Consider the following 21,770-nt stretch of genomic DNA (forward strand, 5'->3'; position numbering starts at 1 on the left):
CACCTGCGCGGATCGAGACTGCCCCGCCCGCGTTTCCTCGCGCTGCCTACGTGCCGCAGGAGTGGGGCCCGCTCCGGTTCGACCCCGGACGGGGAACCTCCGGACGATGCTCCATGGACAGACCTCGTGCTTTCCGCCCTCATGATCCGACGATGCAGACCGTAGCACGATTGTGCTGATGCATGTGCATAAGCACCGTCAAACGACCGAGCACGGCAAGCCCGGACGTGTCGCCGTGTCGATCGCGTCGATCGCGTCGACGCCGAAGAGCTGGCATGGGGACCGGCATCCCCGACCGACAATCACGTTAGGTCAGATGGACAAGTGCACGTGTTTCTCGACATCGCCAGCCGAGTTGCCGACGCCAGGGCACGTTGACGTGCGGAAACAGTCAGGGGCGAGCCTGGAAGTGCGAGTCGTGAATTCCGACCAAACGCGACCGGTGGCCGGCACCGATCACCTGAAGTAGCCGGCACCGGATCGAACGACCAGGTGGCAGTCCGGCACCGGGTGCCCTCGCCTCCGCGGCCGGCGACAAGAACCGAGCCGGTAGTAGGCTTCTCGCCGGGATGAGGCGCGGGATCGAGACGTACGCGCTCGATGGTCGGGTAGCGGGCTGGGCCACGAGAACCCGCTCCTCGCCGACGAGCTGGCGCCCCGCGAGGTCGCCAGCGGGTCGGCGGTTCGAAGAAGGTGACTGAGACGACCGGAACCGTGCCGTTGCCTCCCGCCGAGGAAGGCCGCGATTCCGCAGATAGCCGTGGTCCCGCAGACGGCCGGGGATCCGCAGACGGCCGGGGATCCGCAGACGGCCGCGACTCGGAGGAACTGCTCGCCGAGGATGTCGCCGAGCTGCAGGAGGTGGATCCCGATCCGCCCCAGATCAGCTACAGCGGCACCGACTTCGATATCGAGGGAATCGTTCGCCGGCACGACCGGGGCGACATCGTGGTGCCGTCGTTCGGCAACGACGATCCGAGCATCGAGACCGCGGGATTCCAGCGCGAGTTCGTCTGGAAGCGCAGCCAGATGGACCGGTTCATCGAGTCGCTGCTGCTCGGCTATCCCATCCCGGGGATTTTCCTCGTCCAGCAGCAGGACCGCCGTTATCTCGTCCTGGACGGGCAGCAGCGCATCAGGACGCTGAGCCTCTTCTACGGTGGCAGCATCGGCAACCGCGAGTTCGCGCTGCAGAACGTCGCCCCCCGTTTCCGGGATCTCACGTACAGCACACTTTCGGACGAACAGCGCCGCACCCTCGACAACACCTTCATCCAGGCGACCGTCGTCCGGACGGACGGGACGACGCAGTCGCTCGACGGTGTCTACCAGATCTTCGAGCGGCTGAACTCGGGTGGCACCCAGCTCACCCCGCACGAGATCCGCGTCGCGCTCTACGCCGGCGAGTTCATCAGGTTCCTGACCGCGCTGAACGACAAGCCGGCCTGGCGGGCGCTCTACGGCCCGCGCTCCCCTCGGCTGCGCGACCAGGAGATCGTGCTCAGGTTCATCGCGCTCTACATCTCGCCCGGCAACTACCGACGTCCGCTCAAGAAGTACCTCAACGACTTCGTCGGGACCCACCGGGACCTCGATGACCTGCCGGTGGAGCTCATCGAGCGGCGTTTCACCCGGGCGACGGAGCTGGTGCTGGCCGACGCCGGGAGAAACGCGCTGCGTGCTCGGGGCCGCCAGTTGAACGCCTCTCTCACCGAGGCTCTGCTGGTGGGTCTGGCCCGCCGGCTCGACGCCGGTGACGAGCCGAGCGCCGGCCAGGTGAGCATGGCGATCACGAACCTGCTCGGCGAACCCGGGATCGACTACGTGACCACCCGGGCCACCGCGGACGAGGACAGTGTGCGCAGGCGTCTCGGACTGGCCACGAGGGCCTTCTCCCGCATCTGAGATGGGCACCGGACAGATGGGCACCAGTCAGACGGGCGGCAACCAGACGGGCAGCAGCCAGACGGGCGGCAGAGGGCCGCGCCGCCATGCCCGCGAGGAGTGGCCGCCCGCCGAGACCCAGCTCATTCTCGGTCGCCTCGGGGAGTTATCGGCCCTGGTGCAGGAACAGGCGCGGATCCCCGACAACCAGGAAGTCGCGTCGTGGCTGGCCCGGCTGCTCGTGGTCCGCAGCTGCGGCTATCTGGAGCAGACCGTCGTCGTGACCTCCCGGGCCTACATCAGCCGGACGTCCAACGGCATGGTGCGAAACTTCGCGCTGGGTGCGCTGAAACGCGCGCCGAACCCCAGCGCCGACGCTCTGGGAGAGCTGGCGCTGCGCTTCGATCCGGCGCTGAAGTCCGAACTGAGAGCCCTGCTCGGGGCGAACGACCAGCGGTTGAGACGTGAGCTGAACTATCTGGTCGAGCTGCGGAACAAGATCGCCCATGGGCAGAACGAGAACGTCGGTGTGGCCAAGGCGCTGATCCTCAAGGAAGTCGCCTGCGAGGTCGCCGACTGGTACATCCTTCGCTTCCGGCCGCGCTGAGACCTTCCGCACGCCGTGCCACGGCGATCTCGGCACGGCCGCCTGGCTCGGCCATCTGGAACGGCCGCCCGGCGCGACCGTCTCTCTCTCCCCCCAGTCGGCGAGAGTGCTACTGCCCACCTTTGCTGACACCACGGCGGTGTTCCCTCGTAGCGTCACCATGGCCCCGCAATGCGGATGGGGTGACCTGTTTCGCTAGGAAAGGCACGACGATGGCGGATGTATCGGTGCGTCTGCCGGCCGAGGCCGGCACTGAGATCGTCTTGAATCTGTCTCTCTCCCAGGCAGTCCGGCTGATCGAATCCCTCACGGGCAGGGTCGCGGACGTGATGACCAAGCCCGAGCGGGTGGGAGTCGGTTCGCGCTGAGCGGAGACGACCCGCGCTGAGCGGAGGCGGCCCGCCTGCTGCGGTGGGCTGAACATCCACTGGTCGCACCGGCCCGGTACGCCGATGGTGGGCGCATGACGAACACATCGACGCACCGTGTTGCGGTCGTCACCGGTGGCTCCCGCGGCATCGGCCGTGAGGTGGCCCTGAGGCTCGCCGCGGACGGTTTCGCGGTCGTCGTCGGGTACGCCGGTCGGACGGACGCGGCGCAGGACACCGTGGCCGCCGCCGAGGCCGCCGCCGAGGCCGCCGGCGCCGGGGGTTCGGCGATCCCCGCGCAGGCCGACGTCGCCGACAAGCGCGCCGTCGCGGGCATGTTCGACGCGGCCGAGGCGGAGTTCGGCGGGGTCGACGTCGTCGTGCACGCCGCTGGCAGGATGCCCCTGTCGACCGTCGCCGACCTGGATCTGGCGGTGCTCGACGAGTTGTACCGCACGAACATCCGCGGCACCTTCGTCGTCGCCCAGCAGGCAGCCCGCCGGCTGCGCCGAGGCGGGAGCCTGATCACCTTCTCGACGTCGATTCTCGGGCTCGCCCTCCCCCGCTACGGCCCGTACGCGGCCAGCAAGGGCGCCGTCGAGGGCCTCACCCTGATCCTGGCCCGGGAGCTGCGCGGCCGGGACGTGACCGTCAACGCCGTCGCACCCGGCCCCACCGCGACCGACCTGTTCCTGCACGGCAAGGACGAGCAGACGATCGCCCGGCTGGCCGCGCAGCCGCCGCTGGAACGCCTGGGCACCCCGGCCGACATCGCCGGTGTCGTCGCCTTCCTCGCGAGCCCCGCAGGCCACTGGGTCAACGGCCAGAACATCCGCGTCAACGGCGGCATCGTCTGACCTCACGGGGCAGCGTCACCCGCCCTGCCGGGCCACCGAGCCCAGGCCGCACGACCGGCGGCGGGCACATGTTCACGTTCGCCGCGGTGTTCGTGCCGACGACGAGGGGACGGGGCCGTGTGCCTCGCTGCTCGCGAGTTCGTCACGCTGCTGGCTGAGGAAGCGGCGCAGCTCCGTGCTGGACGTGTGGACGGTGTACGGGAAGTAGACGACGCGGGCGCCGACCGTGGCCAGGTCGGCTTCCAGCTTCCGTCCTTTCGGGGTGTGCTGCCAGTCGTCGCCCTTGAACAGGACGTCGTAGTGGACCGCCGGCCACATGGCGAACTTGTCGTGATGGGAGTCGACGACGACCTCGTCGACCAGGCGCAGGCTGCCGACGATCTCGAGGCGTTCCGCGAGCGGAACGACGGGCAGGTGGCCTTTCACCGCGAGTACGACCTCGTCGGTCACCACTCCCACGACGAGATGGTCGCAGGCCCCCCGGGCACGGCGGATGATGTTCAGGTGCCCGATGTGGAACATGTCGTAGACACCGGGAACGTAGCCGACGACGGTCATCGTCGACCGCCCCGCACAGCGTTCACGACGCGAACGTTCACCCCAGGCATGAACGATGTCGGAGCGGGCGCCGGCGGAGCGAGCGGCCCTGGAGCCGCCGAGGTCGCAACGGCGCCGTTCGCGGCGGTCGCGCCGGTGGCAGCGGTCGGGGTGGTCACCCCCAGTGCGGTCATCGCCCGGTAGCCGCGCAGCAGCACGCCGAGCAGGTAGAGCGCGTTCGCGGCGGCGAGGGCCGCGTAGGCGACGCAGAACGGGGCGCTGAACGCGGTGCCTGCGCCGAGCAGGACGAAAATCAGGCACAGCAGCCCGTAGTCGCTGGGCAGTACGAGAAGCGACCGCCAGATCGGAGCGTTCGTCCCGGTCGCGGCGGCCACTGGGCGGGTCCGGCGCAGGAAGTCGCTGATGATCATCGAGAAGAAGGTGACCGTGGCGACTGCCGCGAAGGCCAGCGGGACCAGGAGGAACTCGCCGCGGCCGAGGGCGGAGAAGCGGAAGCAGGAAACCGCGACGGCCAGGTGCAGCAGCGGGATCTTCGCCGAGTCGCAGACGTGGTCGAGCCATTCGCCGACCGGGCTGCCGCCGCCGCGCAGCCGGGCGAGCTGGCCGTCGGCCGCGTCGAGGGCGTAGCCGATCACGAGGGCGAGGCAGACGGCGACGCCGACGGGTGCGGTCGGGCGGGCGTACGCGAGCAGGGCGATGCCGCCGAAGGTGAACAGCCCGCTGATGGCGGTCACCTGGTTCGGGGTGAGCCCGGCGGTGTAGCCGGCGGCGGCGAACAGTCGACCCAGCCGCCGGTTCACGAAACGCGAGTAGGCGGGTGCGCCTTTCGGTGACTTCTGCGCGGAGTTCAGCCGATCCAGAGCCGCGCGGAAACCGGCCGGCGGGGAGACGCTCATGCGTGCCTCCGGCTCGCGAGGCGCAGCGCCTGCCGCCGCGGCACCGAACCCGGAAGCGAAAGCGGAGCCGAAAGCGGGGCCGAAAGCGGGCGCGGAAGCGGAAGTGGAAGCTGGAGCGGGAGCTGAAGCTGAACAGCGGCAGGAACCGAAACGGGGACGGGACCGGGAGCGGTGACGGGCGCAAGGTCCCCGCTCTCGGTGAATCGGCGAAGGGAGCTGGTCAATGTGGGCCGCCAGTGCGGGTCACGGCCGGCGAGGCGGAGGCAGAGTTTCTCGTAGCCGACCGCGACCTCGTCCCAGTCGAATTTCGCGGCGGCCCGGTTTCGCGCGAGCAGGCCGTACCGATCGCCGATGATCGGGTTCCTTTCGGTCGCTTCGAGGTGGCGGGCCAGCTCGTCCGGCTCGGTGAAATAGAAACCGGCGTCGCCGAGCACCTCGCGGTTGAAGCGGTTCCCGGTGGCTATCACGGTGGCGCCCGCGCCCATCGCGCGCAGCAGCGACGGGTTGGTGCCGCCGACGCTGTGGCCGTGCAGGTAGGTCAGGCTGGCCGCGTAGAGCGCGTTGAGCAGTTCCTGGTCGTAGACCGCGCCCAGGGAGACGACCCGCGGGTCGGTGGCGAGGAGCTGGGTGAGGTCGCGGGTGTACCGCGTCGGGTAGGGGTTTCCGCCGACGACCACGAGTGGATGTCGGGAGCCGCTCGCCAGGTATCCGCGGGCGATGAGGTCGATGTTGTTCTCGGGTTCCATCCGGGCGACGACCAGGTGGAACTCCTTCGCGCGCAGGCCGAGCTCGGCGACCCGGGCGGTAGCGGCGGATTCGAGCAGTGGGGCGCCGTAGGTGAGCACGGTCGAGTCCGCGTGGAACTTCCAGCGGTAGTAGTCCGCGATGGCCGTGCAGTCGGCGATCAGGTCATCGGCCCAGGCCACCGCGAGGGCCTCGGCCATCATGTAGTAGCGCCGCCCGGCGCCGGCCCATTTGCCGCGGCGCCACTCCAGCCCGTCGACGTGCACGGCCACCGGGATTTTCCGCAGCCGGAGCAGGGGTAAGAGGGGGGCGTTGGCGGCGTTGAAGAGCAGCGCGACGTCCGGCCGGTGCCGCAGGGCGTGCGCGACGCTCACCGTGGTGTGGCTGATTGTCTCCAGCGATCGGCGGCGCAGGGCCGGCAGCTCGACTCGGCGCATTCCCAGGAATTCGTCCGGGCCTTTGCCGCGGCAGTAGACGGTGACGTCATGGCCCAGCTCGACGAGCCGGCGGCCGACCTCCTCCACCGCCGTCTCGAAGCCGCCGTAGTTCGCCGGCACACCACGGGTACCGAGCATGGCTATTCGCATTTCGCCCCACCCCACGTTCAGATTCCGTGCGTGCCCCGCAACGCGAACGTAGCCGTCACCCTTATCCGCAGATGGCAGGGATCGTCATTTTCTGGAAAATTAATGGTACACGGAGCGGCACCTCTTGTTCAATTTCTGGAAAACTGGTGCCAGCATTCCAGGAAAGGCCGAGAAAAAGTCTCCTAATTTGTTCTGCCGGCCTGGTTGTGCCGTTGGATCTGGGCCGGCGTCAGCGCGGTCGGGTAGATCGCCACCTCGTCGATCGCGCCGGCGAGGAAGTTGCTGGTCGGCCGGTCCGGCCAGAATCCCAGGGCGTCCCCGCCGACCCGCCAGTAGCCGCTGAACGCCTGGGCGGACGTCGTCGCCGGATCCTGGCCGACCTGGGCACCGTCGACGTAGAGCGACATCCCGGCGCCGGACAGGGTGGCCACCACGTGATGCCACCGCCCGTCGTTGTAGGCGCCGGCGCTGGTGATCGTCCGGAAGCCGCCGGGGTTCACGCCGAACGTGACCCGGCCCGCGTTGGTCAGGTAGACGTGCCGGTCGTAGCTGAAGGACGTCCCGGTGTTGCTGCCGCCGAAGCCGAGGAGCTTCCCGCCGCGGGTCGAGGTGGTGTTGAACCAGGCCTCGGCGCTGAACGTGGCCGGCGCGGTCACCGCCGTCGGCGTGGCGCCGAAGCCGGTGGAGGTGCCGCTGAAGGTCGAGGCGGTGTCCGCGTCACCGGCGATCGCGCCCGGGGTGCCACGGGTCACGGTGCTCCCCAGGCGCAGGTCCGCGCCGCCGGCCAGGTCACGGGAGGTCGTGGTGCCGGCCGTCTCGCCGAGACGCCAGTAGTTGGCCGGCCCGTCGGCCAGGACCGTCCGGGCGTAGGCGCTGGTCGGAGCGGGGCCCGCGCCCGTCACCGTCACCGGTGCGCTGGTCGGGCCCGGCGTGACGTTGCCGAGCGGGTCGGACACGTAGACGCGGTAGGTGTGGGTGCCGGCGCTCAGGCCGGTGTCGACGAACGTGGCCGGCTGCGGTTTCCAGAACCGCCCGTTGATCGTCGTGGTGTGGACGGGGCTCGCGGTGTTGCCGTCCCGGACGATCCGGTAGGTGAGGGCCTCGTTGTCGTTGTCGTAGGTCGTCGTCCAGCTGACCCGCGCCGAGCCCGCGCCCACTGCCTGGACGGTCGGGGTCAGAGCCGCGGCGGAGTAGACCGGGCCTACCCGGTTCGGCGCCACCGCGCGGATCGCGAAGCGGACCAGGCCCTGCTGAGGCGTCCCGTTCACGGACGGGAACTCACCGCCCAGCGACAGGTAGCTGCTGTTCCCGGTGATCGACCAGGCGGCCTGGCCCTGGCCGGTGAACGTGCCGGCGGCGAGCTTCGGGTACCAGTTGAGCTGGGTCGGGGCCGGGTTGCCGGAGAAGTCGGCGTAGCCGATCAGCGTGTTGCGCCCGACGGTACCGGTTGCCCTGGTGGTAAAGGCCAGCGCCCGGTAGTACGACATCGGATCGGTCTGCGGGAAGGCTCCGATGTTGCCGCAGAAGTGCGCGTGCCCCACGTTGTACAGGACGCCGCCGACGGCGAAGTTGTCGTAGGTGTCGCCGTGGCAGTCCTCGAGCCAGATCAGGTCACCGGTGGTGGGGTTCGCGGCGAAGCTGCCCTCGAGGTTGCCGCTCGTCGCCCCGGACACCCAGCCCGACCCGTAGATGTTCGTGCCGTCGGTGCGCAGGCTGTCGATGCTCGCCTTGTCGCCGGAGTTGCGCACGATCCGGTTCGCCGCCCACGGCAGGGTCGCGCCGGTGGTGGCGTCGACGGCGCCGAGCCCGGTCGCGGACACGCCGTTGAGGGAGTTGAACTGGCCGCCGACGATGACCCGGGACCGGTCAGGGGTCAGGACCATCGCGTTGACCTGGCCGTTCGCGGCCGCCGGCGCCCAGTTCAGCAAAGCCCCGGTGGACGTCGAGTAGGCGGCCAGGCGGGAGCGGGTGTTTCCCATCGCCGAAGCGAAGACCCCGCCGGCGTAGAGGGTCGAGTCGGAGGCGGTCAGGGCGCGTACCGACGCGGCGGCGCCGCCCGTCCAGCCGCTGACGAGGGAGCCGTCGACGGTGCTGAACGCGGCGATCCGGTTGCGGGTCTGCCCGTCGACGGCGGTGAAGTCACCGCCGACGTAGATCCTGCGGCCGTCGGGTGAGGCGGTGATCGCCCGGCCCTGGGCGTTGAGCGTGTGGTTGAAGCCCGCGATCAGGTTGCCGGTCGTGATGTCGTAGGCGAGCAGGTTGCCCCGCGGGGTCTCGTTCACGCCGGCGGCGGCGCCGGCGGGCCGGGCCGCGGTGAAGCTGCCCGTCACGAAGACCGTGTTGCCGACGGTCGCCTGCGCCCACACGACGCCGTTCACCTGGACGGTCGGCAGGGCGTCCACGCTGACCGTCGCCGGTGTCGACGGATCGGGTGGCGCGGTGTCCGCCGCGGCGCCCGGTGCCGTCAGCAGGACCGACGCGCCGGTGCCGACGACGGCCAGGGCGGCGACCGTGGCCACACCGACCAGGCGCCTGGCGAACCCGCCACGCCCGACGAACCCGCGATGCCCGGCGACCGTGCCGCGCCCGGCGAACCCGCCACGCCCGGCGGGCTGGCCCGCGCCGCCGGCCGGCCGGACAAGCCTGCCGGCAGGTAAATCCCCGCCTCGCCCTGACTTTCGCCGCGTCACCCGCGTCACCCGCGTCACCCGCATCACGCTCTTCCTACGCCGAGCGCGACCGGAAGCACGCCCACCATTACCCAGCATTAATTCACAGCTGTGCCGGTTTTCGGGGAACCTTACACAGCGATCCGCGCCATCTCAACCGTTCAGCATTGCGACGAATTAGCCCCCACGCGGCGACGCGCCACGGAAACCAAGAAAAGTCAACGGAGAATCAACGGTCCCGACCGGAATTTCGTCGACCCGATAAACAGATCAGGCCGCCTTTTGAAGCCGGTGCCCGCGGTGGGTGTGCGCCAACCCGCGCGCCAGCGGACCGCCCGTCAGCCGACCGGGATGTCAGCCGATCGGACCGGAGAAGACGACCGCGGGTTTCGCCGGGTCGTAGCTGACGACAGCTGTGACCCTGGCGCGCTGGTCCTCGGGGATGAGGAAGACGTAGACACCGTCGACGGTGCGCCCCGGCTGCAGTGTTCCTGCCAGGGGACGCACCGTGCCGCCGTCATCGGGCTGCGCCGGCGTGTCGTCCGCGCCGTAGGACACGGTGATGTTGGCCCCGTTCAGGTCGACGACCTGCCCGGAGTCGTTGCGCAGGGTGAACGTGAAGGCGACGGCGGGCCGGCCGACGAACTGCCCCGGCCCCTCGCCGGTCGAGCGCACCGGGCTGATGTCGGCCACCGAGACAACGACCTTGCCCGCTCCGGACGCCGGCGCCGAGAACGGAGCCGGGCCGGCGGTCGGTGCCGGCGCGCTCGGCACGGCGGCGAGCGCGGTCGGGAAGGGGCCCTGCTTTCGGTAGGGGTCGTCCCCCGCCCCGTCGTCGCCACCTCCACAGCCGGCAAGCGCGACCACGGCCGCGACAACCCCGGCCAGCACCCCGGACCCAAGGACGGATAACGATCTCACGCCGGGAACCCTACGACCCACCGCGCTTCATCAGCCAGTTCCCGCCCGCGGCACCGCCAGATTCCATCGATTCCTGCAACCTTTTCATCAGACCACGGACGAGATACCGATACCCAGCGCTCCGATATGGTGCACCGAATTTCCGGCCGCCGGGTCGACCGGCACTTCCGTGCCACCTTTCCCACAGACTTCCGATGAGACCGCGGAATACCCGTGACCTCCTTCCGAAGCCCGTCGCAGGCTCCCGAGCCTCGGTCAGCCGCTGCCGCCGCTGCTGCCGCTGCCGCCGCCGCTGCTGCTGCCACTGTTGCCGCCACTGTTGCTGCCACTGTTGCTGCCGAGCAAGAAGGGAGGCTTCTGGCTGCTGCAGCAACCCAAATCCTCACTTCTTGCGGATTACCAAGTGGCTATATGATCCTTTTGCCCTTTTTGGGATGAGACGCGCCGGAGCCCTGCTGGTTCCGGCGGCGGTCAGCTCGGGTCTTCGGGGCGGGCCGCAGCCAGCGTGCCGATCAGGGCGTTGATGTGGTCGTGGTAGCGCTCCAGGCCGAACCGTTCGACGGCGTCGGCGCGCCCCGCCGCCGCCAGCCGGGCGGCGAACGGCCAGTCGTCGAGCAGGGCGCTGACCGCCGCCGCCAGGGCCGCGGGGTCGTCCGGGGGGACCAGCAGGCCGGTGCGGTCCGCGATGACGATCTCCTCGAGCCCCTGGGTGGCGCTCGCGACCAGCGGACGTCCGGCGAGCAGGGCCTCGACCGCGACGTTCCCGAACGGTTCGGCCCGGGACGGGACCAGGACGACGTCCGCCGCGCGGAGGAAGGGCTCGATGTCGGGCTGGAAGCCGTGGAAGCGCACCCGGTCGGCCAGCCGAGGGTCGGCGGCGACGTCCCGCAGCTGCCGCTCGTACCACTCGTAGCCCTCGAATGTGCTGCCGACGAGGTCGAGCTCTACGTCGCGGCCGGCGTCCCGGAGCCTGAGCAGCGCGTCGAGGGCGACGTCGGTGCCCTTGCGCGGGGAGAGCCGGCCGACGAGAACCAGCCGCGCCGGAGTGCCCGGCCGCACCGGCAGCACCGGCACCGGCACCGGCACCGGCAGCGGCAGCGGCAGCGGCAGCGCGGACGATGCCAGCCGGCGTGGCTGCGACTCGGGCGACGGCGGGGCGGGCGACGGCGGGGCGGGCGATGACGGCGGGGGCGGCGGGGCTGGGCCGCCGGCGCGGGCGACCCCGTTGTAGACGAGCTCGGTCCGTCCGGCCAGCGCCGGCACGGCCGCGGCGAGGGTGGCCGCCGCGGCGGAGCTGTTGACCACGATCGTCCGGGCCAGCAGCAGCGGGGCGGTGAGCGCGACGCCGACGAGCCGGCCGGTGCGCTCCGCCTCGTGCACGTGGACCAGGCTCGGCAGCCGGCACAGCCGCGCGGCCACCAGCCAGACCGGGATCGTGATCGTGTTCACGTAGAGGACGTCCGGCCGGACCAGCCGGATCAGCCGGACCAGCCGCGCGACCGCGGTCACCATCCGCGCCACGAGACCGAAGGCCCGGTGCGGGCGCAGGTATCGCTTGCGCAGGACGGGGACGTCACCGGCCCGGACCTCGGCCCCGGCCTGTTCCAGCAGCGGCCACAGCGGCCCCCGCTCCGGCAGGACCACGATCGCGCGTGCGCCGGCGGCGACGACCCCGCGCACCGAGTCGAGCAGCATCCGGTCCGCGCCGTACAGCTCGGCGGAGGGGTGCGCGAACAGGACCGTCCGGCGGGCCATCAGCCGGCCCCGGCCGGGATCCGCTCCGGCGCCGGCCGGACCGTCGGGCGCGCCGGCACCGAACCGCCCGAACCTCCGGGACGTCCCGCCGACGCCGGACCTCGCTCGGGCGCCGGATGCCCCGGTGCCACCGGACGTCCCGGAGGCACCGGACCTCGCTCGGGCGCCGGACGTCCCGCTGTCACCGGACCTCGTTCGGGTGCCGGCCCCGCGGAACCGGCCCGTCGGCGGGTCAACGCGCCGGTCCAGCCGACGATCACCGCCAGCAGGATGTTCGCGACGTTGGCGGGTGCCGCCATGTGCTCGGCGGTCAGGCCGTCGAAGAGGAGGAACAGCAGCAGCGCGGTCAGCAACGTCAGGTCCGCCCGCTCGTCCGGCCGGATCCGGCGCCACAGCCCGCGCAGCGCGACCACGATCCCACCCAGCAGCGCCAGCCAGAGCAGCGCACCGATCGCACCTCCGTCGACCAGGACGTTGACGAACGCGTTGTGCCCACCGCCGAGACCGATCGCGTCGAGGAAGATCCCGCGGGAGGCGGTCAGCCCCCAGCCGGTCATCGGTTTCTGCTCGAACGCGTCGAGGGCGAGCGACCACAGGTTGGTGCGCTCGTTGAGCGTGGCCAGCTTCTCGGCGGACTCGCCCCGGCTGAGGTAGGACAGCACGACGTCCAAGGAGGTGACCGCCGCGATCGCGGTGAAGACACCGATCGTGGCCAGCAGGTCGAGCCGGCGCGCACCGCGGGCGCCGCAGACCATCGCCAGCAGCGCGGCGACGACCGCCCCGCCGAGGGCGCCCCTGGTCCGCGAGGCGAGCAGCCCGGATCCGACGACGACCAGCAGCACCTGGTACGTCCAGGTCGGCCAGATGCGGTGCTCCCGGCCCGGGCGGGTCAGGTAGACGGTCAGGATCACCGTCGCGGCGCCCAGGTAGATCCCGGCGACGACCGGGTGGACGTACAGCCAGGTGAAGCGTCCGGCCGTCTCGCCGCTCACCGGCGGGAACCGGTGCAGCGCGCCGAACAGCACCGAGCCGGCGACGGTCGCGGCGAAGGCGTGGGCCAGGCCGTGCAGCTGGGCGCGGCTGGCGTACCGCGCCGCGGTCTGCGCCACGGCCACCGTGAGCAGCAGCTGCGCCGCACGCACCACCGCCAGGCTGCCGTACGGGGACCAGACCACGGAAAGCGCACAGTAGGACCCGAAGACCCAGGCCAGGACGACGACGGTGGCGTTGCGCCGCTGGGCGGGCGCCCGCGCCACGGTCAGCAGCAGCACCACGCCGACCGTCGCGTACACGGCCATCTCCGCCAGGATGAACAGGTCAGCCTGCCCGGACGTCGTCGCCTCCTTGCCACGCAGCCGGACCTTGTAGTCGCTGGCGAGCATGAGCGGGAGTACGACGGCGGCCAACGCCCACCGGTTCGGGCTGGGAAGGAGCCGGGGCAGCCGCCGCGCACCCGCACCCGCACTCGCACCCGCACCCGCACCCGCACCCGCACCCGCGACCGTGCCCGGCGGCCGAAGGCTTCGGGCCCCGGTCCGGGAGCGGGTCCAGCCCGGGTGCCGGTGCCGGTGCCGGGAGCGGGAGCGGCACTGCTCATCCGCGCGGCTGGCCAGGACGTGCAGGCACAGCGCGCTCCCCAGCCGGGCGACCGCCAGGCCCACCGGGACCGCGACCGGATGCCCGGCGGCCAGGATGACGACCACCAGCGTGACCCCGACCAGCGCGTCGCCGAGCCAGGCGAGGAACACCGTCCTGGTGCGCCGGCGCGCGACCAGCGCGGTCGCGGCGGGCAGGCCGGCCGCGAGTGCGCAGCAGTAGGCCGACCAGGCGAGCACGGCGGTGCGAGGCACCTCGACCCCCGGCCCGACGACCAGATCCGCGAACGGGCCGACGAGGAGCAGGGCGGCCGCGCCCACCAGCACCGTCGCCCCGATCAGCGCCGCGCTCGCGCGACGGGCCCGCCGGGCGGACGTCGTACCATCCGCCGCGAACGCCGGCAGCAGGACGTTTCCCGCCGCCGCGACCACCGTCTGGGCCGGCGCGACCATCAGCCGAGCCGCCTCGACCTGGCCGAGCACGCCACGCCCGGCGACGGCGCTGATCAGCACCCGCGCCGTGAACAGCAGAGCCGGGGTGAGCCCGGCCTGCAGCGAACGCCACACCGCGAAACCGGCGACATCACGCACCAGGCCCGCCGTGGGCCGGGCGGGACGCAGCTGGGCGAGCGGGAGCTGCCCGAGCGCGAGCCCGACGGCGACGGCGGCCCCCGCGCCCATCGCGAGGATCACCATGAGCAGGCTGACCGTCATCCCGGCCGCGCCGGCGGCGGTGAGCGTCAGGAGCGTGACCGCGACGTAGCCGGCGTCGTTCGCCGCCAGCTTCCAGAACGACAGCCCGGCCATCAACGCCCGGCGCCCGAGCTCCTCGTGCAGCCAGAGCACGATCAGCCCGGCGTAGGCGGCCCCGACACCCGGCCCGAGACCGGCGAGCCCGACCGCCACCCCGAAACCGACCCCCGCGGCGGACGTCACCAGGACCCCGTGCGCGACCAGCACGGCGCCGCGCACCGCCGGATCGTCCCGGCCGAGCACGGTCAGCGCGTCACCGACGAACGCGGTGTAGAGCGCCGTGCACAGGACCAGGCAGGAGACGAGCAGGACGAGCGCGCCGAACCGATCGGCGCCGAGGGCACGGGCGGCGGCGAGCTGCACCACCAGACTTCCGCCGGCGTTGATGGCCTGTGCGGCGACCGCACCACCGGCCCGTCCACCGATCCGCCCACCGATCCGTCGGCCGACGGATCGGCCGGGCGGTCCACCGGGCCGTCCACCGACCGGCCGCGACCGCCGTGGCCGCACTGTCCGCACTGGCGGCTCTGGCCGCTCTGGCGGCCATGGCGGCCCTGGCGGCTCTGGCCGCTGTGGCGGCTGTGGCGGCTCTGGCGGCCCGTCGCTGTGGGGCATCAGAGCCGGGCGGCGACGGACGGCTTGTGCACCGACGGCTGGTGCACGGGTGACTTGTGCAGGGCGGCGGCTTCGTGCGGCGGGGTTCGGTCAGGCCGGTCCTCGGACGTCCGCGGCCGCAGCGTCTGGGTCCGCTCGACGTCGAAGGCGATCTGGTCGCCGTAGGCGTCCTGGTAGCCCCCACGCACCCGGGGGCCGTGGGTGAGCACCACTCCGACCAGGGGAACGGCTGTGGCGTCGGCCTGCGCGCGCAGCCGCCGCAGCGGACCGCCCGGGGTGCGCCAACGAGCCACCGCGATGATCCCGGTCGCGGTCGCGGCGAGCAGGAACGCGTCGGCGGTCGGACCGGTCGCCGGTGTGTCGACGAGGACGATGTCGAAGAGCTTCTTGAGCCGGCTCATCGTCTCGGTGAGCTCCGCCCTGCCCAGCAGCCCGGCCGGGTCGGTGGCCAGCTGGCCGCGGGGAACGAAGGCGAGCTCGCCGCCCTCCGCGGTCGAATACGTCCGGATGGCGGTGGCGAGGTCGGTGGTTCCCCGCGCGAGCTGGGCGAGCCCCACCGCGGCCGCGGGGAGCCCGAACCTGGCGGTGAGCCGGCCGGTGCGCAGGTCACCGTCCACCAGCGCCACCCGGCAGCCGCCGGCCGCCAGCGCCGTCGCGAGGCCCAGGGCTGTCGCCGTCCGCCCGTCCTGGCGTCCGGGGCTGGCCAGGACGTACAGCCCGCGCCCGCCGACAGCGGTGAGCACGCCGGCGGCGGCGTGGTGGCCAGGCTGCGGAGAGCTCCGCGGCCCGTCAGCCTCGTCGGCGCGGCCACGCTCAACGGAACGGCCGCGTCCCCTGATACCGCCGCGCTCCCTGACACCGCGACGCTCCCTTGCATCGCCACGCTCAGCGGAACGGCCGCGTTCCCCGGTGGTGGGGATCTCGCCCAGCAGCCGGGTGCCCAACAACCGGGCGGCCGCCTCGCCGTCACCGACCTCGCGCCGCCGGCCGGCCCGGAGCCAGGCCACCGTGCCCGCGAGCAGCACCCCCAGCAGCAGCCCGAGCAGGCCGCCCCGCTCCGCCCGGGCCGCGCCACTGGACGGATGCGGCACCGTCGCGTTCTCGACGAACACTGTTCCCGAGCCGAACAGCGCCGCCTCCGTCTGGGCCCGGGCGGCGGTCTGCTGAAGCTCGCCGAGCGCGGTGGCCGCCGCGGCGGCCCGCGCGCTGTCGCCGGGGCCAGGCGTGAACAGCTGGTCGAGCTGGGCCTGCGCCCGTGCCACCGCCGCGAGCTGGCTGTTCACCGTGTCATTGGTGGACTGCAGCGTCAGCTCGCGGAACGCCGCGACGACGGCATCCGCCCGGCGTTCCGCCTGCTCGCCACCCGAGCCGGTGGCCGTCACGATCAGAACGTCCGCATCCGCGGTGGCGGTGACCTCGACGGCCGTCTGCAGTGTCGCCAGCGACGTCCCGTCCTTCAGCGACCGCGCCGCCGTCGCCAGCACGTCGGTGCTCTCGGCGAACCGGGCCCGGGCACTCGCGTACCGGCCGAGATCCGCACCGGACGCGCTGCCACCCAGAATCACCGTGAGACCGCGGGGATTCGCCAGGCCGATCCGGGCGAGGGCTTTCGTGGGCGGCGCGGCCAGCACACCATGAATCACGCCGGCGAGTACGGCCAGAACTATGACCACGGATGAGGCGAGCCGGTAACGCCAGAGCGACGCCAGCGGCCCGGGGCCGACGTCGTAGTCCGGGTCATGGTCGGAGACCTGCATCACACCCCCCTGGGAGTCGGTAACGCTAACACGAACCCGACAATCGGACGGGAATCAGGAGCAAGAATTGACCAGGCCGGTTCCGATCACGGCTTGACGAGCAAAAATCAACCGCCGCGATGAACCATCGACAAATCGGTCCCCTCGTTTATTGCCGTGCACTGAATAATGACGCAGGATTCACCGCGGGGCGCCCGCACGCCCGCGCCCCGCCGGGCAGGCCGGGCGTGTCACGCCACCCGTTTCTCAGGGCCGATCCAGCGGGCAGTCTCCGCAGGTGCCGCCACCGGGCACCCGGTAGAACAGGCAACAGCTGCGCCGCACGACGGACGGGACCACCAGCTGACCGTCCGGGGTCAGGCTGTGGACGGTTGTGCCGGCCAGTGGCGGCGTCGCGAGCAGCCGCGCGGTCAGCCGGCCAATGCCCACGGCCGAGGCCTCGGCGGGGGCCGGATCCGGACGCGCGGCCGTGGCCGGAGCCGCGCCGGCCTTGTTCGGCTGAGTGCGGAGGAACCGGATCAGCATCCCCGTGGCGCCGACCAGCGCGGAGGCCGCGTTCCCCCACAGCAGGCCGAGCGCGAGCCCGGTCTCGGCCCGCACGGCCGCGAAGTACGGCCGCAGGTTCCGCTCGACGATCACCTCGCGGATCAGGTCCGCCGCTTCCAGGTGGTCATCGGCCTGCACCGCCGGCGAGGTCGGTGTGGCCAACGTCGGTGCGGCCATGGTCGGTGTCGCCGGTGCGGTCGGTGTCGCCGGTGCGGTCGGCGTTGCCGGTGCGGCCGGCGTCGCCGGTGCGGCCGGCGTTGCCGGTGCGGGTCGCCAGCCGGCGGGCCGGTCGACGATCAGCCGGAGCGGGGCTGTCAGCCGCGGCTGCACCCGCAGCACCGCCGGGTCGAGGTCGGGGACGATGCCCGAGGTCGCCCAGGTGCCCAGCGCCACCGACCACAACCGGGCGGCATGGCCGAGCGCGAGCGTCGACGCTGCCACCCGCCGTTCGACGCCGCCCAGCCGCTCGTTGACCCCGTCGACGGCCGCGGCGAGCGCGGCGCCCCCGCTGTTGAGCTCCGCGACCGCGACGGGCTCGAACCGACCATGTTCGACGTCGCTGGCGGAGGCCGTGGGCGCGGGGCGTTCGATGGCGTCCAGAACGTCGGCCTCGAAGTACGGGCTGATGGCGGCGAGGCTCGCCAGCGCCGAGCGCGCCCGCGAACCGTCGACCGGTACCCAGGCAGGACTCAACCGCGCCTCCTGTCGGTCTGCACGACGCCCGCAGACGTCCGCACCGGGCGGTGCACACTCCCTGGCGACCATATCCTCAGATCTCGCCCGGCAGCAGCGACAGCCCCAGGCCACAGCCCGAAGAACTGAGGATTTTTGTCGTTCCAGCGACAAGAATCTCTAATTCTTGCCGAGCGGCAACGGCAGCCGAATCAGCAGCTGTGTGCCACGACTCGAAGATCCGCGGATTTTCATCGTTCCAGAGCACGTGCAAAATCCCGAGAAGCGGCGGATGCCACCCCCGATGTCGACCTGGCGCTCCAGACCCCTCTGCACCACCCGCCGCACGGCGTCCCATCGGGGTCCCCCGCCCCGCACAGCGCCAGCAATTCACACCAATAGGTGCAAACGGAGCCACGGAGCCGGTTGACGATCCGCAAGAATTGAGCATTTCGGTTGTTGCAGCAGCCAGAATCCTCAGTTCTTACTCGGAAGCGGCGCCGCGGCAGCCCGGGGCTCGGGATCACTGACTACACACACCGAGTGCACGGATCGGAATTTTCTCGTGAGCGGATCGATGATGCCTGACCGTGACGGGGCGTCCTGTGCCTGGCGGGCCGGGCTTACCAGGCGACGATGTGAGTGGCCACGCGGTGCGAAACTGCGTCTGAGCTGTGTCTTCAGTGGGATCGGAGTGGTCAGTGCCGTCGCCGTCGCACCCCCGCCCGGTCGACCCCGATGTCGACCTGTCCGATCCTGGCGAACAGGTCGAGCTGCGGCCCGCCCCCTGGCCGGTGCTCGGGGCCATCGCCGTCGGTGGTGCGCTGGGGGCACTCGCCCGCCGTGGGCTGGCGGTGGCCTTCCCACACGAGCCGGGCGGCTTCGACGGCGCGACCCTGGCGATCAACACCTCCGGCTGCTTTCTCATCGGTGTGCTGATGGAACTGGTCGCGACCGTCTGGGCGGGGCGGCGGCTGGTCCGGCCATTTCTCGGCGTCGGTGTGCTCGGCGGCTACACGACGTTCTCCACCTACGTCATCGACGTGCAGCAGTCGGTCGACGCGGGCGCGGTCGACACGGCGCTGGTGTTCCTCGCCGTGTCCGTCATCGCCGCACTCGCCGCCGTCGCGACGGGTTCCGCCCTGGCGGAGCGTGCCCTGCGCCGGCAGGCTCCGACCGTCGCCAACCCCGACCTCGGCCCTGGTCTCAGCGCCGACACCCACGCCGACGTCGGCGGCGTCGCTCGAGAATGCGACGGAGGCGGGTGCGGGAGCGGAGGTGGTGCGCGGTGACCGTTCTGTGGGTCGCGCTGGGGGCGGCGCTCGGCGCGCCGCTGCGGTACCTCACCGACCGGGCGGTCCAGTCCTGGCACCGTTCGGTCATGCCCTGGGGCACCTTGACCGTCAATGTCGCCGGGTCGCTGCTGCTGGGGTTCCTGGTCGGGCTGCCGGCATCCGCGGCGGTCCGGGCCGCTGCCGGCACGGGGCTGTGCGGCGCGCTGACCACGTACTCCACGTTCGGGTACGAGACCGTGCGGCTGGCGCGGGACGGTGACCGCCGCCAGGCCGTCCTGAATGTCACGCTGAGCGTCGGTGCAGGTCTCGGCGCCGCGTTCCTCGGCGTGGCGCTCGGCCACGCGGTCGGCGGGCCCACCACGTAGGCCACCACGGTTCCGCAGAACCGCCGCACCGCGCAGGCTGCCGCGGCACCGCGGAACCGGGCCGACCCTCCGGCCGGGCGATGCGGGTTCGCCGCGCGAATCCCAGCGCGAATCCCCGGCGAAGGCGATGCGCCGGGCGCGCTGCCAGCCATACGTTCGTTCGGCACCGTCGCGCACGGCGGGCACCCAGCCCACGAAGGGACAACGATGAGAGAGCAGCGCCGAGGCCGCAAGATCGCCATGAGCCAGGCCGAGATCGACGGCTTCCTCGCCGAGCAGCGGACCTGCCGGGTGGCGACCTCAAGCCCGAGTGGTCCTCATCTGACACCGCTGTGGTTCGCCTGGGACGGTACGTCGCTGTGGCTGAACTCGGTCGTGAAGAGCCAGCGCTGGACGGACCTTGAGCGGGATCCGCGGGTGGCGGTGGTCGTCGACACCGGTGACGCGTTCACCGAGCTGCGCGGGGTGGAGATCCGCGGACGGGTGGAGAGCGTCGGGGACGTCCCGCGCAGCGGTGCCCCCGACCCCGACCTGGAAACCCCGGAGCTGCTGTACGCCCGCAAGTACACCGGCGGCGACAGGATGCACTACGACGGCCGGCACGCGTGGCTGCGGGTCACCCCGGAGAAGATCACCAGCTGGGACTTCCGCAAGATGTGAGCACCGCGCCTCGCGGCCGGTTGTGCCCCTCGGCTCTACAGCGCGGAGAAGGCGACCTCCGTCGACTTGATCAGGGCGGTCACCGGCGTGCCCGGGGCGAGGCCCAGGTCGTCGGCGGAGGCGCGGGTGATGGCCGCGGTCAGCTCGACGTCGGACGAAAGGGCGATGCGGGCGAGGGCCATCGCGCCGCCGGTGTCGAGGCCGACCAGGGTGCCACTGAGCTGGTTGCGGATGGTCAGCCCGGACGTCTCGCCGGTGGCGAGGGAGACGTCCGTCGCCTTCACGAGCACCTCGACGGCGGAGCCGATTCCGACGCCGACCTCCTTGATGGCGTCCATGGTGACCGCGGAGGTGACGATTTCACCGTTCGGGAGCTCAATGCGAACGGTACCCATCACCGTGCCGCTGGTTATGTCGGACACGGTCCCGGTCAGCCGGTTACGGATGCTCAAGGTCATGTCTGGGACAGTAACGAGGTCCTGTTGCGGCCCGGTTGCGTCCGCGCGGAAGTGCCGTGGCCGGTGTCACCTGGGCTGGGCGGATCGACACCATCGTGCGGGTGGGGGACGTCGTCGTCCGCCCCACCCGCACGACCGGCCGGTGGTCCGACCGGCGTGGCCGCGTGCATATCCCGAACCGGTTTCCGGGTCCGGCTTCCATGGGCCGGAAACCGGAATTGCCGATTCCGGAGGTGGTGGACGCCGGGTTCGGGAATTCGCGGATCCTCGGAGCTCCCCTGAGTCCCCCGAGGATTTCCGCGCTGTTCCGGCCCGGGAATCGCCCAGCTCGCCTCCGGGCCGGGCCCGGTTCCGGCACCAGGCCCGGCCCGAGTCCGCGCGCGGACCTGGCGTGCGGGAGGGGGTCAGGAACCCACGCGCACCAGGGTGATCGAGGTGATCCACGAGACGTACCGGCCGCCCTTGGTGTCGGACGGAACGGTCAGCCGCGGGCCGACGTCGGCGAGGGAGACGCCGTCCTCGGTCGAGGCGACGAGGGCCTGGACACCACCGAAGCCGGCGGTGATCTCGGGCCAGGACAGGACCGACTCGTAGCCGTCACTGGCCTTGACCAGCACCGCGTAGCGCAGCAGGTCGTTCTTGACCTCGGTGCGGAACTTGGGCACGGCCGCGGTGATCAGGTCGACGAGCTTCGCACCGGTGTAGGTGTGCGTCTGCGTGCCGGCGCTGCTGACAAACGAGACCGTCTGGGTGTACTGAGGGTAGTTCGCCAGGTCGGCGACGGTGAGGCGCAGGGTCTTCTCGACCTCGCCCCTGACGACGAAGGAGCCGGGCTTGGGCGACGGCTTCGGCTTCGAGGGGTGCGCGGGCGCACTGCCGTGCGACGAGGAGCCGCCGGAGGCCTGGGCCGCCACGCCCGGAACGAACGCGACGAAGGCCGCGATGAGGAGGGCGGGAACGGCGAGCATGGCGGTGAACCGCCGGAACAGGACCCTGCGGATGGGGTGCGGCGACATCTGACCGTCTCTCTGTGTGTGCCGGGGAAGTGAATCGAGCGCAGCGGGCTCGATGCGATGGCAGTGCGAGAGCGCCTGCCGCCCCGAGCAGGGTCAGGCAAGGGACGAGGCGCAAGAGGCTCCTACCGTGCTTGCTTCCCGCACCCTAGCGAATCTCCGCATCTAAGGAGCAAGCAACCACAGATACCCGCA

General features: G+C 71.6%; 19 protein-coding genes. 7 read left to right on the plus strand and 12 right to left on the minus strand.

Going from position 1 to position 21,770, the window contains the following annotated elements; genetic code table 11:
* Positions 1–693 precede the first annotated feature (693 nt).
* The 4 genes from AWX74_RS09450 to AWX74_RS09460 all read left to right on the plus strand — a co-directional run bounded on the left by AWX74_RS09450 (position 694) and on the right by AWX74_RS09460 (position 3,716).
* Positions 694–1,905: a DUF262 domain-containing protein gene (locus AWX74_RS09450; RefSeq protein ID WP_091273866.1), complete on the plus strand. Its 1,212-nt coding sequence runs from the start codon at positions 694–696 to the stop codon at positions 1,903–1,905.
* A 1-nt stretch (position 1,906) separates the two neighbouring features.
* Complete coding sequence (locus tag AWX74_RS09455) at positions 1,907–2,491, plus strand: HEPN domain-containing protein (protein WP_226931283.1); 585 nt, start codon at positions 1,907–1,909, stop codon at positions 2,489–2,491.
* Between the two features lie 212 nt (positions 2,492–2,703).
* The gene (locus AWX74_RS39920; protein ID WP_165615545.1) at positions 2,704–2,859 is read left to right on the plus strand and encodes a hypothetical protein; all 156 of its coding nucleotides are present in this window, start codon (positions 2,704–2,706) and stop codon (positions 2,857–2,859) included.
* A 95-nt stretch (positions 2,860–2,954) separates the two neighbouring features.
* Positions 2,955–3,716, plus strand: a complete 762-nt coding sequence (locus AWX74_RS09460) for an SDR family oxidoreductase (RefSeq protein ID WP_091273869.1) — start codon at positions 2,955–2,957, stop codon at positions 3,714–3,716.
* A 72-nt stretch (positions 3,717–3,788) separates the two neighbouring features.
* Here the strand turns inward: AWX74_RS09460 and AWX74_RS09465 are convergent, their stop codons facing one another.
* The 10 genes from AWX74_RS09465 to AWX74_RS40685 all read right to left on the minus strand — a co-directional run bounded on the left by AWX74_RS09465 (position 3,789) and on the right by AWX74_RS40685 (position 18,052).
* Positions 3,789–4,274, minus strand: coding sequence for an FAD synthase family protein (locus AWX74_RS09465; RefSeq protein WP_091273875.1), 486 nt, complete (start codon positions 4,272–4,274; stop codon positions 3,789–3,791).
* The gene (locus AWX74_RS09470; RefSeq protein WP_091273877.1) at positions 4,271–5,170 is read right to left on the minus strand and encodes a CDP-alcohol phosphatidyltransferase family protein; all 900 of its coding nucleotides are present in this window, start codon (positions 5,168–5,170) and stop codon (positions 4,271–4,273) included. Before AWX74_RS09470 ends, AWX74_RS09465 begins: the two co-directional genes overlap by 4 nt.
* Complete coding sequence (locus AWX74_RS09475) at positions 5,167–6,501, minus strand: glycosyltransferase (RefSeq protein ID WP_091273881.1); 1,335 nt, start codon at positions 6,499–6,501, stop codon at positions 5,167–5,169. Before AWX74_RS09475 ends, AWX74_RS09470 begins: the two co-directional genes overlap by 4 nt.
* 182 nt (positions 6,502–6,683) lie before the next feature.
* Positions 6,684–9,215 carry a LamG-like jellyroll fold domain-containing protein gene (locus tag AWX74_RS09480; RefSeq protein ID WP_091273883.1) on the minus strand — a complete coding sequence of 844 codons (2,532 nt, stop codon included), beginning with the start codon at positions 9,213–9,215 and terminating at the stop codon, positions 6,684–6,686.
* Between the two features lie 309 nt (positions 9,216–9,524).
* On the minus strand, positions 9,525–10,091 hold the full coding sequence (locus tag AWX74_RS09485) for a hypothetical protein (RefSeq protein ID WP_091273885.1): 567 nt from the start codon (positions 10,089–10,091) through the stop codon (positions 9,525–9,527).
* 471 nt (positions 10,092–10,562) lie between these two features.
* On the minus strand, positions 10,563–11,846 hold the full coding sequence (locus AWX74_RS09490) for a glycosyltransferase (RefSeq protein ID WP_091273887.1): 1,284 nt from the start codon (positions 11,844–11,846) through the stop codon (positions 10,563–10,565).
* Complete coding sequence (locus tag AWX74_RS09495; RefSeq protein ID WP_242666149.1) at positions 11,846–14,560, minus strand: O-antigen ligase family protein; 2,715 nt, start codon at positions 14,558–14,560, stop codon at positions 11,846–11,848. The genes AWX74_RS09490 and AWX74_RS09495 overlap by 1 nt, the downstream gene beginning before the upstream one ends.
* Before the next feature lie 248 nt (positions 14,561–14,808).
* Positions 14,809–16,566, minus strand: coding sequence for a P-loop NTPase family protein (locus AWX74_RS09500; protein ID WP_091273892.1), 1,758 nt, complete (start codon positions 16,564–16,566; stop codon positions 14,809–14,811).
* A gap of 246 nt (positions 16,567–16,812) precedes the next feature.
* Entirely contained in the window at positions 16,813–17,805 is a 993-nt protein-coding gene (locus AWX74_RS09505; protein ID WP_091273894.1) for a (2Fe-2S)-binding protein, read from the minus strand.
* Between the two features lie 76 nt (positions 17,806–17,881).
* On the minus strand, positions 17,882–18,052 hold the full coding sequence (locus AWX74_RS40685) for a hypothetical protein (RefSeq protein ID WP_193209832.1): 171 nt from the start codon (positions 18,050–18,052) through the stop codon (positions 17,882–17,884).
* A 433-nt stretch (positions 18,053–18,485) separates the two neighbouring features.
* On the opposite strand from AWX74_RS40685, the gene AWX74_RS09510 reads away from it, so the two are divergent.
* The 3 genes from AWX74_RS09510 to AWX74_RS09520 all read left to right on the plus strand — a co-directional run bounded on the left by AWX74_RS09510 (position 18,486) and on the right by AWX74_RS09520 (position 20,104).
* Positions 18,486–19,076: a fluoride efflux transporter FluC gene (locus AWX74_RS09510; protein WP_242666150.1), complete on the plus strand. Its 591-nt coding sequence runs from the start codon at positions 18,486–18,488 to the stop codon at positions 19,074–19,076.
* Positions 19,073–19,444 carry a fluoride efflux transporter CrcB gene (gene crcB / locus AWX74_RS09515; RefSeq protein ID WP_091273898.1) on the plus strand — a complete coding sequence of 124 codons (372 nt, stop codon included), beginning with the start codon at positions 19,073–19,075 and terminating at the stop codon, positions 19,442–19,444. The genes AWX74_RS09510 and crcB overlap by 4 nt, the downstream gene beginning before the upstream one ends.
* A gap of 207 nt (positions 19,445–19,651) precedes the next feature.
* Positions 19,652–20,104 carry a pyridoxamine 5'-phosphate oxidase family protein gene (locus AWX74_RS09520; protein WP_091273900.1) on the plus strand — a complete coding sequence of 151 codons (453 nt, stop codon included), beginning with the start codon at positions 19,652–19,654 and terminating at the stop codon, positions 20,102–20,104.
* A gap of 35 nt (positions 20,105–20,139) precedes the next feature.
* On the opposite strand, the gene AWX74_RS09525 is transcribed toward AWX74_RS09520, so the two are convergent.
* A complete protein-coding gene (locus AWX74_RS09525) occupies positions 20,140–20,562 on the minus strand; it encodes a TOBE domain-containing protein (protein WP_091273902.1) in 423 nt (140 codons plus the stop codon).
* Positions 20,563–20,966: 404 nt separating this feature from the next.
* Entirely contained in the window at positions 20,967–21,578 is a 612-nt protein-coding gene (locus AWX74_RS09530) for a molybdopterin-binding protein (protein WP_226931281.1), read from the minus strand.
* Positions 21,579–21,770: the final 192 nt, after the last annotated feature.

Source organism: Parafrankia irregularis, from assembly GCF_001536285.1.
Classification (GTDB): domain Bacteria; phylum Actinomycetota; class Actinomycetes; order Frankiales; family Frankiaceae; genus Parafrankia; species Parafrankia irregularis.